This window comes from Pseudarthrobacter sp. HLT1-3, from assembly GCF_059383535.1.
The window spans coordinates 86,792-102,144 of record NZ_JBWZCJ010000006.1 but is presented as its reverse complement, the minus strand read 5'-3'; the positions used below and the strand labels follow the sequence as shown (position 1 = coordinate 102,144).

The 15,353-nt window shown below is 67.2% G+C and carries 11 protein-coding genes; 8 read left to right on the top strand and 3 right to left on the bottom strand.

The window, feature by feature from the left end; all coding sequences use genetic code 11:
- Positions 1-132 precede the first annotated feature (132 nt).
- The 4 genes from polA (at position 133) to AC50X9_RS07330 (ending at position 6,804) form a co-directional block, all read left to right on the top strand.
- Positions 133-2,772, top strand: coding sequence for a DNA polymerase I (polA, locus tag AC50X9_RS07345; protein ID WP_494892136.1), 2,640 nt, complete (start codon positions 133-135; stop codon positions 2,770-2,772).
- Between the two features lie 48 nt (positions 2,773-2,820).
- The gene (locus tag AC50X9_RS07340) at positions 2,821-4,110 is read left to right on the top strand and encodes a GNAT family N-acetyltransferase (RefSeq protein ID WP_494891889.1); all 1,290 of its coding nucleotides are present in this window, start codon (positions 2,821-2,823) and stop codon (positions 4,108-4,110) included.
- 199 nt (positions 4,111-4,309) lie between these two features.
- Complete coding sequence (gene rpsA, locus AC50X9_RS07335) at positions 4,310-5,791, top strand: 30S ribosomal protein S1 (RefSeq protein WP_494891887.1); 1,482 nt, start codon at positions 4,310-4,312, stop codon at positions 5,789-5,791.
- 617 nt (positions 5,792-6,408) lie between these two features.
- The gene (locus tag AC50X9_RS07330; RefSeq protein WP_494891885.1) at positions 6,409-6,804 is read left to right on the top strand and encodes a RidA family protein; all 396 of its coding nucleotides are present in this window, start codon (positions 6,409-6,411) and stop codon (positions 6,802-6,804) included.
- A 219-nt stretch (positions 6,805-7,023) separates the two neighbouring features.
- Here AC50X9_RS07330 and AC50X9_RS07325 read toward each other — a convergent pair whose 3' ends face one another.
- Together AC50X9_RS07325 and AC50X9_RS07320 are read right to left on the bottom strand one after the other, a co-directional pair.
- Positions 7,024-7,548 (bottom strand): GNAT family N-acetyltransferase, encoded by a 525-nt coding sequence (locus tag AC50X9_RS07325; protein WP_494891883.1) that lies wholly within the window; start codon positions 7,546-7,548, stop codon positions 7,024-7,026.
- Positions 7,532-8,233, bottom strand: coding sequence for an IMPACT family protein (locus AC50X9_RS07320; protein WP_494891881.1), 702 nt, complete (start codon positions 8,231-8,233; stop codon positions 7,532-7,534). Before AC50X9_RS07320 ends, AC50X9_RS07325 begins: the two co-directional genes overlap by 17 nt.
- Positions 8,234-8,255: 22 nt before the next feature.
- Here AC50X9_RS07320 and coaE point away from each other — a divergent pair, with 22 nt between their 5' ends.
- The 4 genes from coaE to AC50X9_RS07300 all read left to right on the top strand — a co-directional run bounded on the left by coaE (position 8,256) and on the right by AC50X9_RS07300 (position 13,969).
- Positions 8,256-9,602, top strand: a complete 1,347-nt coding sequence (gene coaE, locus AC50X9_RS07315; protein WP_494891879.1) for a dephospho-CoA kinase — start codon at positions 8,256-8,258, stop codon at positions 9,600-9,602.
- 40 nt (positions 9,603-9,642) lie between these two features.
- Complete coding sequence (gene uvrB / locus AC50X9_RS07310; protein ID WP_494891877.1) at positions 9,643-11,724, top strand: excinuclease ABC subunit UvrB; 2,082 nt, start codon at positions 9,643-9,645, stop codon at positions 11,722-11,724.
- A gap of 166 nt (positions 11,725-11,890) precedes the next feature.
- Positions 11,891-12,499: a TerC family protein gene (locus AC50X9_RS07305; protein WP_494891875.1), complete on the top strand. Its 609-nt coding sequence runs from the start codon at positions 11,891-11,893 to the stop codon at positions 12,497-12,499.
- 75 nt (positions 12,500-12,574) lie between these two features.
- Entirely contained in the window at positions 12,575-13,969 is a 1,395-nt protein-coding gene (locus AC50X9_RS07300) for an MFS transporter (protein ID WP_494891873.1), read from the top strand.
- A gap of 22 nt (positions 13,970-13,991) precedes the next feature.
- Here the strand turns inward: AC50X9_RS07300 and AC50X9_RS07295 are convergent, their stop codons facing one another.
- Positions 13,992-15,353, bottom strand: coding sequence for an alpha/beta fold hydrolase (locus AC50X9_RS07295; protein WP_494892134.1), 1,362 nt, complete (start codon positions 15,351-15,353; stop codon positions 13,992-13,994).

The following is a 15,353-nucleotide window of genomic DNA, read 5'->3' as shown; positions in this document are numbered from 1 at the left end:
GAGACCGAATCAGTGGTTGCAGCCAAGCCCGTCCGGAAAGCCGGCCGGGCCGCGGCGTCGGTTTCCGCCACTGAAGCACCGGTGGTTCCGATCACGGACCAGCCGCGGCTCCTGGTGCTGGACGGGCACTCCATGGCCTTCCGGGCGTTCTTCGCCCTGCCCGCGGACAAGTTCTCCACCGCCACGGGGCAGCACACCAACGCGATCCACGGGTTTACCTCCATGCTCATTAACCTGATCAAGGAGCAGAAGCCCACCCACGTTGCGGTAGCCTTCGACGTCTCGGACGAAACCACACACCGCAAGGCCGAGTACAGCGAGTACAAGGGCGGACGCAACGAGACCCCGCGGGAGATGAGCGGCCAGATTGACCTGATCGACAAGGTCATGGGCGCCTGGGGCATCAAGACCATCAAGATGCCCGGCTATGAGGCGGATGACATCCTGGCAACCCTCGCCGCCATGGGTGAAAAGGCCGGCTACGAGGTGCTGCTCGTCTCGGGCGACCGTGACGCTTTCCAGCTGATCACGGACAACGTGTTTGTGCTGTACCCCCGGAAGGGCGTCAGCGACATTCCCCGGATGGATGCCGAAGCCATCCAGGAGAAGTACTTTGTCAGCCCCGCAGAGTATTCGGACCTCGCCGCCCTGGTGGGGGAGACCGCGGACAACCTCCCGGGCGTTCCCGGCGTCGGCCCCAAAACGGCCGCCAAATGGATCAACCTGTACGGCGGTCTCGAGGGGGTCCTGGCGAACCTCGACGCGATCGGCGGCAAAGTGGGCGACTCCCTCCGCGACAACGTGGAGGACGTCAAACGCAACCGGCGGCTGAACCGGCTCCACACCGACCTGGACCTGCCGGTCACCCTGGACGAGCTCGCGGATCCGCGGCCGGACCAGGCCGCCCTCGAGGAGCTGTTCGACGCCCTCGAATTCAAGACCATCCGCGCCCGGCTCTTCGCCCTCTACGGCAGCGAGGTGACAGAAGCGGAACGGGAAAGCCTCGAAACTCCGGACTTCGTGGTCCCCGCGGACGCGGCCGAACTGGCCAGGTTCCTGGAGTCGGGTGCAGGCCAGCGTTCAGCCATCGCCGTCGACCTCGTGCCCGGGCGGATCAGTGAGGATGCCGCCGCCGTGGCCATCGTCCATGACGGGGCTGCCGCCTACATCGACCTCGCCGGCCAGGACGCCGCGGCCGAGAACGTCCTGGCCGAGTGGCTCAGGAACGCCGACGCGCCCAAGATCATGCATGGTTACAAGGCGGCCCTCAAAGCCTTCACCAACCGGGGCCTGGGCCTCGAAGGCGTCGTCGACGACACCTCAATTTCCGGGTACCTCATCCAGCCTGACCGCCGCAGCTATGAACTCGCCGAACTGGCCCAGCACCACCTCAACATCAGCGTCTCCTCCGGGGCCGCCAAGGAAGGCCAGTTGGAGCTGGCGTTCGACGGCGACGACGCCGCCGCTGCCGGCGCGCTCGTCCACGAGGCCGCCGTCGTCCGGGCCCTGAGCCGCTACTTCGAAACGGAACTGCAGGAACGCCGAGCCCAGGACCTGCTGACCACCCTCGAGCTGCCCGTCAGCCGGGTCCTTGCCGACATGGAACTCGCGGGAATCGCCATCGACATGGCGCGCATGGATGAGCAGCTGGCGGATCTTGCCAAGGTGATCGACAACGCCCAGGAGCTGGCCTTCGCCGCGATCGGCCACGACGTCAACCTGGGCTCGCCGAAGCAGCTGCAGACGGTGCTGTTCGAGGAACTGGGGCTGCCCAAGACCAAGAAGATCAAGTCCGGCTACACCACCGACGCCGCGTCGCTCAAGAACCTGCTGGAAAAGACCGGGCACGAATTCCTGGTCCAGCTGATGGCGCACCGCGAGTCCTCGAAGCTGCGGCAGATGCTGGAGTCGCTGAAGAAATCCGTCACCGACGACGGCCGGATCCACACGACCTACGCCCAGAACGTGGCCGCCACGGGCCGGATTTCCTCCAACAACCCCAACCTGCAGAACATCCCCATCCGCAGCGAGGAAGGCCGCCGCGTCCGGAGCATCTTCGTCGTCAGCGACGGCTACGACTGCCTGCTCTCGGCGGACTACTCGCAGATCGAAATGCGGATCATGGCGCACCTCTCCGGCGACCAGGGACTGATCCAGGCCTACAAGGACGGCGAAGACCTGCACCGGTTCGTGGGCTCGAACATCTTCCATGTGCCCACCGACCAGGTGACCAGTGCGATGCGGTCCAAGGTCAAGGCGATGTCGTACGGCCTGGCCTACGGTCTGACCTCATTCGGGCTTTCCAAGCAGCTCGAAATTTCGGTCGACGAGGCGCGGACCCTGATGAAGGAATACTTCGACAGGTTCGGCGCCGTCCGCGACTACCTCCGCGGCGTGGTGGACCAGGCCAGGATCGACGGCTACACCGCCACGATCGAGGGGCGGCGCCGTTACCTGCCGGACCTGACCAGCACCGACCGCCAGCTGCGCGAGAACGCGGAGCGCATTGCACTGAACTCACCGATCCAGGGATCGGCGGCTGACATCATCAAACGGGCCATGCTGGGCGTCGCCGGCGCGCTTGCCGAACAGGGCCTGAAATCGCGCATGCTGCTGCAGGTCCATGATGAACTGGTCCTCGAAGTGGCTCACGGCGAGCGGGAGGCCGTCGAGAAGCTGGTAACGGAACAGATGGGCTCGGCGGCGAAGCTGACCGTCCCGCTCGATGTGCAGATCGGCATCGGCTCCAGCTGGTATGAGGCCGGGCACTGACGTCTGCTTCGTTCGGGCATTTGGCACGATTCCTAGGGGGACAACGACGTGGCAGAGAAGTATGAGATCCGGCGGTTCCGCGCGGCCGAAAAATCCGCACCGGACTACGCGCTGGGGGAAGCCTGGCTGCGCGGCGTCGGCGTCGGGTTCTACGACGAGCGGCACAAGGAGGAGTTCGTCGACAAGGTCATGGCCATGTACCGGGTGGACAACCGTGAGATGACGGGGGTCTACCAGGCCGGCGCGGTGGCCGACCGCTCCCTGGCGGCCGAGATCCCGGTTGCGACTTTTGCGACCCTGCGGAAGCACCTCAACACCGGCTACGGGCGGCAGCTCGAAGCCCAGCTGATCACCGCCGTGACCGTCCGCGGAACGCACCGCCGGCAGGGGATCCTGCGCCGGATGATGACCGAGGACCTCGCCGCGTCCAAAGCCGATGGCCTCGCCATCGCTGCGCTGACAGCCTCGGAGGCTTCCATTTACGGCCGGTTCGGCTTCGGCGTCGCAACGTTCGAACGCAGCATCAAGGTGGACACCGGGCCGCGGTTCCGGCTGCGGCACATCCCTTCCGGCTCGGTGGAAATCGCCGACCGGAAAGTCCTGCTGGATCTGGCTCCGCGGGTGTTCGAACGCGTCCACCGGGCCACCCCGGGCTCGATCGAGCGGCAGGACGCCTACCGGCAGCGCAGCTCGGGAACCCTCGGCCAGGACGGAGCGGAGGATGAATCGATCCGGTGCGCCCTGCACTACGACGCCGCCGGGGCCGTGGACGGCTATGTCGCCTACAAGTTCTCCGGCTGGGACACCAAACCCCACACCATGGAAGTCGTTGACCTGGTGGCGGCCACCGATTCCGGCTACCTGGAGCTGTGGCAGTTCCTGGGCAGCCTTGACATGATCCAGCGGGTGAGCTGGGCCGAAGCGCCCGTGGACGATCCGCTGACGTGGGCCCTGGAGGACCCGCGCTGCATCGAGTCCTCGGAGCACCGCGACATGCTGTGGCTCCGAATTCTGGACACTGCCGCGGCGCTGGGCGCCAGGCGGTACTCATCGGACGGCCGCCTCGTCCTCCGCGTCACCGACACGTTGGGCCTCACCGACGGCACATTCACCCTCACCGTCACCGGCGGCGTGGCACGGGCGGCGGCCGCTCCGGACGGCACCGTCCCGGAGCTTTCGCTCGATATCGCGGAACTCGGATCCATCTATCTCGGCGCGGTCTGCCCGGTCACGCTGGCGGCCGCCGGAAGGATTACCGAGCACGCACCGGGGGCGGCGCTGAACGCGAAACTCATGTTCGCCGTCGAGCGCGCACCGCACTGCCTGACGCACTTCTAGGGGAGTCCAGACTGACCCGTTGCGCTTTGACCCGCGTTCCCGTATACGACTAGACTAAACGGGCGTGTACTACGTGCGCGCATCTTCAATCCACAAATCAGGATGACCCGGCGATGTGCCGTGTTCTGTGCCCGCGTCGCCGACGCGGGCGCAGCGGTTCGCCTGACCGACTTACTATCCACAACGGAGCCCCTACTACATGACCATCACCTCCACCGAGAAGCCCGGTACCCCCGTAGTCGCGATTAACGACATCGGTACCGCTGAGGACTTCCTCGCAGCAGTCGACGCCACCATCAAGTACTTCAACGACGGAGACCTCGTCGAAGGTACCGTCGTCAAGGTCGACCGCGACGAAGTTCTGCTCGACATCGGTTACAAAACCGAAGGTGTCATTCCCTCCCGCGAGCTGTCCATCAAGCACGACGTTGATCCCGGAGACGTTGTCTCCGTTGGCGATCTCGTCGAAGCCCTGGTGCTCACCAAGGAAGACAAAGAAGGCCGCCTGATCCTCTCCAAGAAGCGCGCTCAGTACGAGCGTGCCTGGGGCGACATCGAGAAGGTCAAGGAAGAGGACGGTGTCGTCACCGGTACCGTCATCGAGGTTGTCAAGGGTGGTCTTATCCTCGACATCGGTCTGCGCGGCTTCCTGCCCGCATCCCTCGTCGAGATGCGCCGTGTGCGCGACCTTGCTCCGTACATCGGTCAGAAGATCGAAGCCAAAATCATCGAGCTGGACAAGAACCGCAACAACGTTGTGCTGTCCCGCCGTGCCTGGCTCGAGCAGACCCAGTCCGAGGTCCGCTCCACGTTCCTCAACAAGCTGGAAAAGGGCCAGGTCCGTCCCGGCGTCGTTTCCTCCATCGTCAACTTCGGTGCCTTCGTGGACCTGGGCGGCGTAGACGGCCTCGTTCACGTTTCCGAGCTGTCCTGGAAGCACATCGACCACCCGTCCGAGGTTGTCGAAGTTGGCCAGGAAGTCACCGTCGAGGTTCTCGAGGTCGACCTGGACCGCGAGCGCGTGTCCCTGTCGCTCAAGGCTACGCAGGAAGATCCGTGGCAGACCTTCGCCCGCACCCACGCCCTCGGGCAGGTTGTACCGGGTAAGGTCACCAAGCTGGTTCCGTTCGGCGCGTTCGTTCGCGTTGAAGACGGCATCGAAGGCCTGGTCCACATCTCCGAGCTCGCCGTGCGCCACGTTGAGCTGGCCGAGCAGGTTGTCTCCGTTGGTGACGAGCTGTTCGTCAAGGTCATCGACATCGACCTCGAGCGCCGCCGCATCTCGCTGTCCCTCAAGCAGGCCAACGAGGGCGTCGACGCAGAGTCCACCGAATTCGACCCGGCTCTCTACGGCATGGCCGCTGAGTACGACGAAGAGGGCAACTACAAGTACCCGGAGGGCTTCGACCCGGAGTCCAACGAGTGGCTTGAAGGCTACGAGACGCAGCGCGCCGCCTGGGAGCAGCAGTACGCTGACGCCCAGACCCGCTGGGAAGCCCACAAGAAGCAGGTTGTCCAGCACGCTGCCGACGACGCTGCAGCTGCAACGTCCGGCGAGAGCGATTCCGGCACGACCAGCTACTCCTCCGAGCCGGCTGCAGCCGAGTCCAACACCGGTGGCGGCACGCTCGCTTCCGACGAGGCTCTTGCAGCACTGCGCGAGAAGCTGACCGGCAACTAATTGCCCCTTGCACTCAGGGAGCCTGCTCCCTGAGGTCTGGCAGTTGGTAGCTTGAAGTAGCACCGTGAAGGTGGCCGTCCCTACGGGGCGGCCACCTTTGGTTTAAGCCCTTGAGCCCCGGTCACCGGCGCGCCGCGGGGGACATGCTGCAGCGTCCGGGTCCGGTCCGCCCGGCCGAGCCCGTGGGACATGTCCAGCCCTGAGCGCGGCCACTGGACATATGGACACTATGTCCAGTCCCGGGCGCGACGGCGGGGCACCACATTGGGAGATTCCCCAGTGGTGCACGGCGCGTGCGGAAGACATGTCCCGTCCTGGCCCGGGAGTGGTCGGGGCCGCGGCCCATGGTCAGGGAGGCCTGTCCAGTTCTGAGTTGCTCACGCGGCGTGATGCAGGCTGGGATCTCCCTGCCGTCCGGGCCTACTCGTGGGCAGGGGCCGAGCGTACTATAAGCGCACGGGCCCCTTGAGTGCCTTTGCCCTGATTGCTGAACGGCGCCGTCGATGCCCCATGGCGAGGCGACTCGTAGCATTGCCATGGCTTGCGGCGCGCTCCGGGTTGAGACCTCAGTGGGCACCCGTATTAGGCGCCGCGCGACCAACTTGAGAGGGATTCCGATGTCAAGCCGAAAATTGATTAACCCGCCGGAACTTCATGCCGCACCCGGGTTCACACATGTAGTAGTCGCCCCGGGAGCCGGGCTGGCCTTCCTTTCGGGCCAGGTGGCGCTCGACCCCGGTTTTGCCCTCATCGGCGGGGATAACCTCGGCGAACAAACCAAGGCTGCCATGGGCAATATCAAGACCGCCCTCGACGCCATCGGGGCATCCTGGGAGGATGTCTACCGGCGGACGATTTACACTCTCCGACCAACTGAGTATCAGGTGATCACTGCCGCCATAGAGGAAGTCCAGGGATCGACGGACCACCCAGCTCAGACGATTGTCGGCGTTACAGGACTGGCCGTCGAAGGTCTCCTGATCGAAATCGAAGTGACCGTCGTCCTGCCGTAATGCTCCCTTCGCACCAATTCACTGCCCGTCGGATCATGTCCGGCCCCGACAGGAATCACGGTCGAACATGTCCGATACTGACCTGTGATTAGGGGGACATGTCCAGCGCTGGACGGTCCCCTGCGGGGGACATATCCAGTCCTGGACCCGGGGAGTGGGCACCTAGGGACTATGTCCCGTGGCCGCAAGGAACGCGGGGCATGTCCCTTGGGGGAGCCGTCAGCGCAGCGCGATCCGTGCCTTGACCGGAACCGTGGCGTCGCCGGTGGCTTCGCCCTCCTCGAGCTTGGCCCCGGCCGCGCGCAGCAGGACCAGCGCCGCGGCATTCCCCGCTGTCGTGTCGGCCTCCAGCACCGCCGCGCCGGACGCGGCGGCCCGCTCGATCACAAGACGAAGGGCTTCCCGCGCGATCCCGTGGCCGCGGAAGCTGCGGCCCAGCCAGATTCCGGTTTCCAGCGTTTCCGCCCCGGTGCGTTTGAGCCGGATGGATCCCGCCAGTTCGCCGTCGGAGCTGATCGCCCAGCTTTTCTGCTGGGCCGGACCATCGAGGCCGGCGGCAGCGTGGTGGTATCCGCGGAACCAGCAGATCCGTTCCGAATTCCAGCCGGCGGCGCTGCCCAGGGGCGGCGTCACCTCGTCCGCGTCGGCGTCCCGGACGGCCACGGTCAGGAGCTGGTCCAGCACCGCGTCGGAGACCTCGACGAGTCGCACAGCGGCAGGGGAATGCTCAGGCGAGCGGGACATCGATCCACTCCGTTCCCTCAGGCAGCAGCTGGGCGGCTCCAGCTGACAGCGCGGCGAGCCGTTCAGCCGCCTGCAACAGGGCCGCAGGGTCATCCGGCAGGGCCAGCCGCAGCACGGTCGACTGCGCTTCGTAGCTGGTTCCAGCCATCACATATCCCGCGCCGCGCAGCTCGTTTTCCAGCCGCCCGGCCGCCGTGTGCGGGACCGTCACCGTGCAGATCCGCAGCCGGCGGCGGCGCACCAGCGGGGCCCGGTCCAGCGCGGCGGACACGGACTCGGAGTACGCCCGGACCAGGCCGCCGGCGCCGAGCAGGATCCCGCCGAAGTAGCGGACCACCACCGCTATGACATCGCTCAGATCCGTTTGGCCGGGCGCGGTTTCGCGTTTCAGCAGCGCGTCGAGCATCGGCAGACCTGCCGTCCCGGAGGGCTCGCCGTCGTCGTTGGAACGCTGCACGTCGCGGTCCGGGCCGAGCACGAACGCGGAGCAGTGGTGCCGCGCGTCGTGGAATTCCCGGCGCAGCCCGGCCACGACCGACCGGGCGCTCTCTTCATCCACGGTGCGGTGCAGCACGGTGATAAAGCGGGAGCGTTTGACCTCGATCTCATGGCGGAATTGCGGACCGGCCGCCAGCGTGGTGTAAACGGCTGCCCTGCTCTCCGGGAAAACCGCGTCATCAGCCACCGGATCAGTTTAGTCTGGTGGGGTGCTGAAAATCGGGTTGACGGGCGGCATCGCCTCAGGGAAGTCAGTGGCGGCCGCGCGCCTGCGTGAGCTCGGTGCGGTGGTGATCGACGCCGATGCCCTGGCCCGCGAGGTCGTGGCACCTGGCACGCCGGGTCTGGCCCGGGTCGTCGACGCGTTCAGCAAAGCCATCCTGACTCCCGACGGCGGCCTGGACCGGCCCAGGCTCGGTGCCGTCGTCTTCGGCAACCCGGAACGCCTCGCCGTGCTTAACGGCATCATTCATCCGCTCGTGCGGGAACGCGCCGCCGCACTGGCTGCCGGCGCCCCGAAAGGCGCCGTGGTGGTGCAGGACATCCCGCTGCTGGTCGAGACCGGGCAAGGCGCCAATTTCCATCTGGTCGTGGTGGTGGACGCCCCCGACGACGTCCGGGTGCAGCGCATGGTGCAGCACCGGCAGATGACGGCCGCGGACGCCCGGGCCCGGATGGCGGCCCAGGCCAGCAGGGAGGACAGGCTGGCGGCGGCCGACGCCGTCCTGGACAATTCCGGTGCCAAGGAGGAACTGCGCGACGCCGTGGACCGGCTTTGGAAGTTCCGGCTGGCACCGTTCGCCGAAAACCTGGCCCGGCACCGGATCGCACCGCGCACCGGCGGGCCGGTACTCACGCCCGCCAACCCGGACTGGCCCGCGCAGGCGGACCGGCTCATCGCCCGTCTGCGGGCCGCCGCCGGGCCGGAGATCCTGACCCTGGACCACGTCGGTTCCACGGCGGTGCCCGGATTCGCCGCCAAGGACATCCTGGACCTCCAGCTCGGCGTCGAGAACATGGCAGCAGCGGACCGGATCGCGGCGCTGCTGGCCGACGCGGGCTTCCCCGGCTGGCCCGGCGTTGTCTCGGACAACCCCAAGCCTTCCCGCCCGGCCCCGGCGGACTGGCCGAAGCGGCTGCACGGCAATGCGGACCCCGGCCGGGCGGTCAACCTCCATGTCCGCGCGGTGGGATCCCCGGGCTGGCGTTTTGCGCTGTGTTTCCGGGACTGGCTGCGGGACGACGAGGCCGCCCGTGCCGACTACCTTGCCGAGAAGCGGCGCGTGGCCAAACTGCATGGTGTGGACAAGTCCACCGCCGGCTACGCGGCCGACAAGGAGGCCTGGTTCGCCGACTACGCCGGTCCGCGGATGGAGGCGTGGGCGCAGCGCACGGTCTGGCAGCCGCCGTCGTACACCGCGCCGGCGGCTGAGGCCGCACGCGGAGCGGCCGCACCAGAGGCAGGACCGGACGCAGTGCCGGAACCAGCGCCGGCACCAGCGCCCGGGGCGGGAGCAGGACCCGCCAGCCACGGGAGCGGTACTGCCCAAAGCTGAATCAGGGCACTGCGGCCGGCCCCGGCGGTAGATTAAGTACATGAGTCTTGCGCAGCAGATCAACCGTGTCGTGGCGCCCTTCGAGGTCATCAGCGAGTTCCAGCCGGCGGGTGACCAACCGGCTGCGATCGCGGAACTGACGGAGCGGATCAAGAACGGCGAGAAGGACGTGGTGCTGCTCGGCGCCACCGGTACCGGCAAAAGCGCGACGACGGCGTGGCTGATCGAGCAGGTCCAGCGGCCCACCCTCGTGATGGTGCAGAACAAGACCCTCGCCGCGCAGCTCGTCAATGAATTCCGCGAACTGCTCCCCAACAACGCCGTCGAGTACTTCGTCTCGTACTACGACTACTACCAGCCGGAAGCCTACGTGGCGCAGACGGACACCTTCATCGAGAAGGACTCCTCCGTCAACGAGGAAGTCGAACGGCTCCGGCACTCCGCGACCAACGCGCTGCTGACCCGCCGTGACGTGATCGTGGTCGCCACCGTGTCCTGCATCTACGGCCTGGGCACACCGGAGGAATACATCGCCGGCATGGTGACGCTCCGCAAGGGCGCCGAAATGAACCGCGACGACCTGCTCCGGAAATTTGTCTCCATGCAGTACGCCCGCAACGACATGGACTTTCACCGCGGCACGTTCCGGGTCCGCGGCGACACCGTCGAAATCATTCCGATGTATGAGGAGCTTGCGATCCGGGTCGAGTTCTTCGGCGACGAGATCGAGAACATCTACACGCTGCACCCGCTCACCGGGGAGATCATCCGGGATGAGACCGAAATGTACGTCTTCCCGGCCTCGCACTACGTGGCCGGTCCGGAGCGCATGGGCCGGGCCATCAAGCGGATCGAAGACGAACTGGCCGAGCGGCTCCAGGTCCTGGAGAGCCAGAACAAGCTCGTGGAAGCCCAACGGCTCCGGATGCGCACCACCTACGACCTGGAAATGATGCAGCAGATGGGCTTCTGCAACGGCATCGAGAACTACTCCTCTCACATCGACGGCCGGGCCCGCGGGACTGCGCCGCACTGCCTGATCGACTACTTCCCCGACGACTTCCTCCTCGTGATCGACGAGTCCCACGTCACCGTGCCGCAGATCGGCGCCATGTACGAGGGCGACATGTCCCGCAAACGGAACCTCGTGGACCACGGATTCCGGCTGCCCTCCGCGATGGACAACCGGCCGCTGAAGTGGGACGAGTTCCAGGACCGCGTGGGCCAGACGGTGTACCTGTCCGCCACACCGGGCAAGTACGAACTCGGCAAGGCCGACGGTTATGTCCAGCAGATCATCCGGCCCACCGGCCTGATCGACCCCGAGATTGTCGTCAAGCCCACCAAGGGCCAGATCGATGACCTGCTGGGCGAAATCAGGACCCGCACCGCGAAGAACGAACGCATCCTGGTCACCACCCTGACGAAACGCATGGCCGAGGACCTCACCGACTACCTGCTGGGCCACGGCGTCAAGGTCGAATACCTGCACTCGGACGTGGACACGCTCCGCCGGGTGGAACTGCTCCGCGAGCTGCGGATGGGCGTCTTCGACGTGCTTGTCGGCATCAACCTGCTCCGGGAAGGCCTGGACCTGCCCGAGGTCTCGCTGGTGAGCATCCTGGATGCGGACAAGGAAGGGTTCCTGCGCTCGTCCACCTCGCTGATCCAGACGATCGGCCGTGCAGCCCGCAACGTCTCCGGCCAGGTCCACATGTATGCGGACCGGGTCACCGATTCGATGGCCCACGCCATCGACGAGACAAACCGCCGCCGTGCCATCCAGGTGGCGTACAACACCGAAAAGGGCATCGACCCGCAGCCGCTGCGGAAGAAGATCGCCGACATCACGGACCAGATCGCCAAGGAGGACGCCGACACCCGCGAGCTTCTCGCCAGCGCAGGAAAGGCGCGCGGCAAGGGCAAGGGCGCGTCGAAGGTGCGAGCGGACGGCCTGGCCGCCGCGCCGGCCGAGGACCTCGTGGGTTTGATCGAGCAACTCACCGAACAAATGCATTCCGCCGCCGGCGAACTGGCGTTCGAGCTGGCGGCCCGGCTCCGGGATGAGGTGGGCGAGCTGAAGAAGGAACTGCGGCAGATGCAGGCTGCCGGGCACGCCTAGGGAGTAATACTGGCCTGACGCAGGGGAGTATCCCAAGCGCTACGATCGTCAACACGTATGGCACAGCTGCCATGCCGGGCGTAGCGGGCTGACAGGCCGTACTGAGAGTACGCCGGCCGTCGGAGAGACTTGCACCGCACAGTCGCACCCTGCGAAAGGTACCTTCGTGCCTGAACGTCCCGTCTGGTTCGAGATCGGCTTTTTCGTCGTTCTCGGCATCATTCTCGCCATCGACCTGCTGCTGGTCGTCAAACGTCCGCACGAGCCCTCCATGAAGGAAGCGGGCCTTTGGGTCGCTTTCTACATCGCCCTTTCCCTTATCTTCGCGGGAGCGATGTTCACCTTCACCGGCCCGAAGTACGGCGGGCAGTTCGCGGTGGACTCCATCCCCGCGATCTTCGGCCTCACCCAGAGCGCCTTCATCGTTTTCACCGCCAACATCTTCGCCCTGATGGGCCTGCGGCAGCTGTACTTCCTGCTCGGCGGCCTGATGACCCGCCTGATCTACCTCAAGCACGCCCTCTCGGTGATCCTCGCCTTCATCGGCGTCAAGCTGGTGCTGCACGCCATGCACGTCAACGAACTGCCCTTCATCAACGGCGGCCGGCACCTCGAATGGGCCCCCGAGATCCCGACCTTCGTTTCCTTTGGCGTGATCATCGGCACCATCACCGTCGCCGTCATCGCCAGCCTGGTCAGTTCGAGAGCCACCCAGGCCAAGCTGGACGCCCGGCTGGAAGAGGACGCCCGCAAGAGCCTCAGCAACGTGGAGTAGCTGCCCGGTCCGGCTAAGCCCCCGGTCTGGCCAACTCTCGATTCGGCTAAGCCCCGGTTCGACTAAGCTCGGAGCGTGAAAATCTTCCACGCTCCGGCGCTAAACGGTACGGCGCTGGACCCGCAACGGGTCCAGCGCCGTACCGTTTTGGTGTTGAGTGCAGGCCAGCTCCTCAGCGGTGTGGGCAGCGGTGCCAGCCTTTCCGTCGGTTCCCTGCTGGCGGTCCAGCTCTCCGGTTCCAGTGCGTGGGCCGGTTCGGTCGCAACGATCATGACCCTTGGCGCCGCGGCGGCGGCCCTGCCCCTGGCCGGACTGGCCGGCCGGCGTGGCCGGCGGGCGTCCCTCGTCACGGGTTTGCTCGCTGCCATGGCCGGGGCGCTGCTGGTGATCGTCTCCACGGTCACGGGCAGCTTCCCGGTGCTGCTGCTGGCCGCGGCCCTGCTGGGACTCGGGACAGCCGCCAACCTGCAGGCCCGTTTCGCCGCCGTCGACCTCGCCGATCCCGCACACCGCGGCCGTTCCCTGGCGATCGTGGTGTGGGCCGTGACCATCGGCGCCGTCGCCGGTCCCAACCTGATCCTTCCCGGTGCCCTCGTGGGGGAGGCCCTCGGCCTGCCGGCGCTGGCCGGTCCCTTTGTGTTCTCCGCGGCGGGGCTGACGCTGGCGGCGCTGCTGCTGTTCGCCGGCCTGCGGCCCGATCCGCTGCTGCTGGCCGCCCGGCTCCGTTCCGACGGGCAGCCGGCCGCCGCCAGTGCCACGGCCACCGCCAGTGGCACTGCGGCCGGTGCCAAGGACGTCCGACGGCGGCACGGGCTGCGGCACGGCCTGCGGGCCGTCCGGGCCTCGCCCCGGGCCGGGCTGGCCCTCCTCGCGGTCATCGCGGCGCACGGCTGCATGGCCGCGGTGATGTCGATGACGCCGCTGCACCTGCAACTGCTCACCGAGGGGCCCCTGACCGACATGCCGGCCGGCCACGCCCACGCCGCCGGCACCGACGTGCTGGTCCTGATCGGATTCACCATCTCGCTTCACATCGCCGGGATGTACGCGCTCTCGCCGGTGATGGGCTGGCTGACGGACAAGGCGGGACGGCTCCCGGTCATCCTGCTGGGCCACGGCCTGATCCTGCTCTCAGTCCTCGTGGCGGGCCTCGGCCAGGCCGAGCCGGTCCTGGTGACGGTCGGCCTCGTGCTGCTCGGGCTCGGCTGGTCCGCGGCGACCATCGCCGGGTCCACCCTGCTCGCCGAGAGCGTCGGCGCCGACGACCGCGTCCTCGTCCAGGGCGTCTCGGACACCATGATGGGGGTTGCGGGGGCGGTCGGGGCCGGGTTTTCCGGTCTGCTGATGAGCGGCGTCGGCTATCAGGGCCTCAATCTGGCCGCCGCGTCCGTCGCGGCGGTGGTGTTGGCCGTGGCCTTCCGCGCCAGGCGGGCCGGCGGCGTCCGCGACGTCAGCGGGAATCTCAGCTAGCTACGGATCGGACCGCGGACGCTCAGTCCCGGACGGGGCGGGTCAGGCCCAGCAGCCGCGCGAAGATGCCCTCGCCGTCGTCCGCGATGCCGTCATGGTGGAAGTCCGCGGACTCCCAGACCTGCAGGCCGCGGACGGCGGCGGCGGTCTCGAGCGAGAGATCGCGGTCGACGTAGATGTCCTCGCTGTACACGGCGGCGGCCACCGGGACGGTGTTGAGCGCGAGCCGTGCGGGATCGTACAGCGCGGCCCAGTCGTCCTTTTCGGCGAGGAGCCGGGCAACGGTCCGCAGCGGCCGGAGGGCGGGGTCCTGCTCGAAGTACCAGGGGTAGACCATTTCGCCGGTCAGCAGCGGCTCGGGGGCGTCCGGGGAGAACTCCGGGAAGTCCTGCAGCACCCGCCAGGCGGCCCAGTCCGTGGCCTCGCCCTGGCCGTAGATGGACTCGTGCATCAGCGCGTACAACGGGTTCGCGGAGCGGGACACAAGCCCGCGGACCTGGTCCAGGAAGGCATCTGACAGGCGGTCGCCGCCGGGGGTGGCGACGAAGGCGTCCTCGAGCAGATGGTGCAGGGTATCCACCCTGGTGTTGCCGCCCAGGAAGGAACCCACCATCTGGAAGCGTTCAACGGTGAGCCGTTCGCCGTCGGGCAGGAATTCCTCAGTGTTCCGAAGGTGCCGGGCGATCCGGGAAACCGTTCCACGGTCCTCCGGATACCAGCCGAAGTACTCGGCATTGCGGGCCGCCACTCGCCGGAAAGTGGACTGGTAGACCCGGTCCGCGGACCCCGAAAGCGGCCCGAGGCCGCCCGTGATCAGGGCCTCCCGCAGGCCCTCGGGGGCGAACGAGAGGTAGCTGAGGGCACAGAAGCCTCCATAGCTCTGGCCATAGATCGTCCACGGCCCGGACCCCAGGGCGAGCCGGATCGCCTCCGCGTCGGCGACAATCGAATCCGCGCGGAAGTGCGTCAGGTAGTCCGCCTGCTCGGCGTCGCTCCCGCGCAGCGGCAGCGACTTGCGGTCGACCGGGGACGACAGGCCGGTACCGCGCTGGTCGAGCATGAGGATGCGGAAGTCCTTGGCGGCGGCCTTGCTCCAGCCGCCAAGCCCGGTGAGGCGGTTGCCGCGTCCGCCCGGGCCACCCTGCAGGTAGAGCAGCCACGGCAAATCGGCGGCTTCTTCCTCGCTGTGGTCCGTGGAGACATACTCACGGGCAAAGACGGTGATGGTCTCGCCCGCCGGGCCGCCGGCGCCGGAGTGGTCCAGCGGCACCTCGAAGTAATGTTCCGCGGTGCGCATCCCGCGGAATTCGTGCCGTGCCCTGGTCGTGTGCGGGACAGCCGGTGGGGTGGCCACCAGCAGATCCGCAGCGCCGGACCGGGTCAT

What these genes read in the sequence shown, in the direction of transcription:
- polA (WP_494892136.1), top strand. Translation starts at nt 133, where the DNA reads ATGGCCTTCCGGGCGTTCTTCGCCCTGCCCGCGGACAAGTTCTCCACC.
- rpsA (WP_494891887.1), top strand. Translation starts at nt 4,310, where the DNA reads ATGACCATCACCTCCACCGAGAAGCCCGGTACCCCCGTAGTCGCGATT.
- AC50X9_RS07330 (WP_494891885.1), top strand. Translation starts at nt 6,409, where the DNA reads ATGTCAAGCCGAAAATTGATTAACCCGCCGGAACTTCATGCCGCACCC.
- AC50X9_RS07325 (WP_494891883.1), bottom strand. Translation starts at nt 7,548, where the DNA reads ATGTCCCGCTCGCCTGAGCATTCCCCTGCCGCTGTGCGACTCGTCGAG.
- uvrB (WP_494891877.1), top strand. Translation starts at nt 9,643, where the DNA reads ATGAGTCTTGCGCAGCAGATCAACCGTGTCGTGGCGCCCTTCGAGGTC.
- AC50X9_RS07295 (WP_494892134.1), bottom strand. Translation starts at nt 15,353, where the DNA reads ATGACCCGGTCCGGCGCTGCGGATCTGCTGGTGGCCACCCCACCGGCT.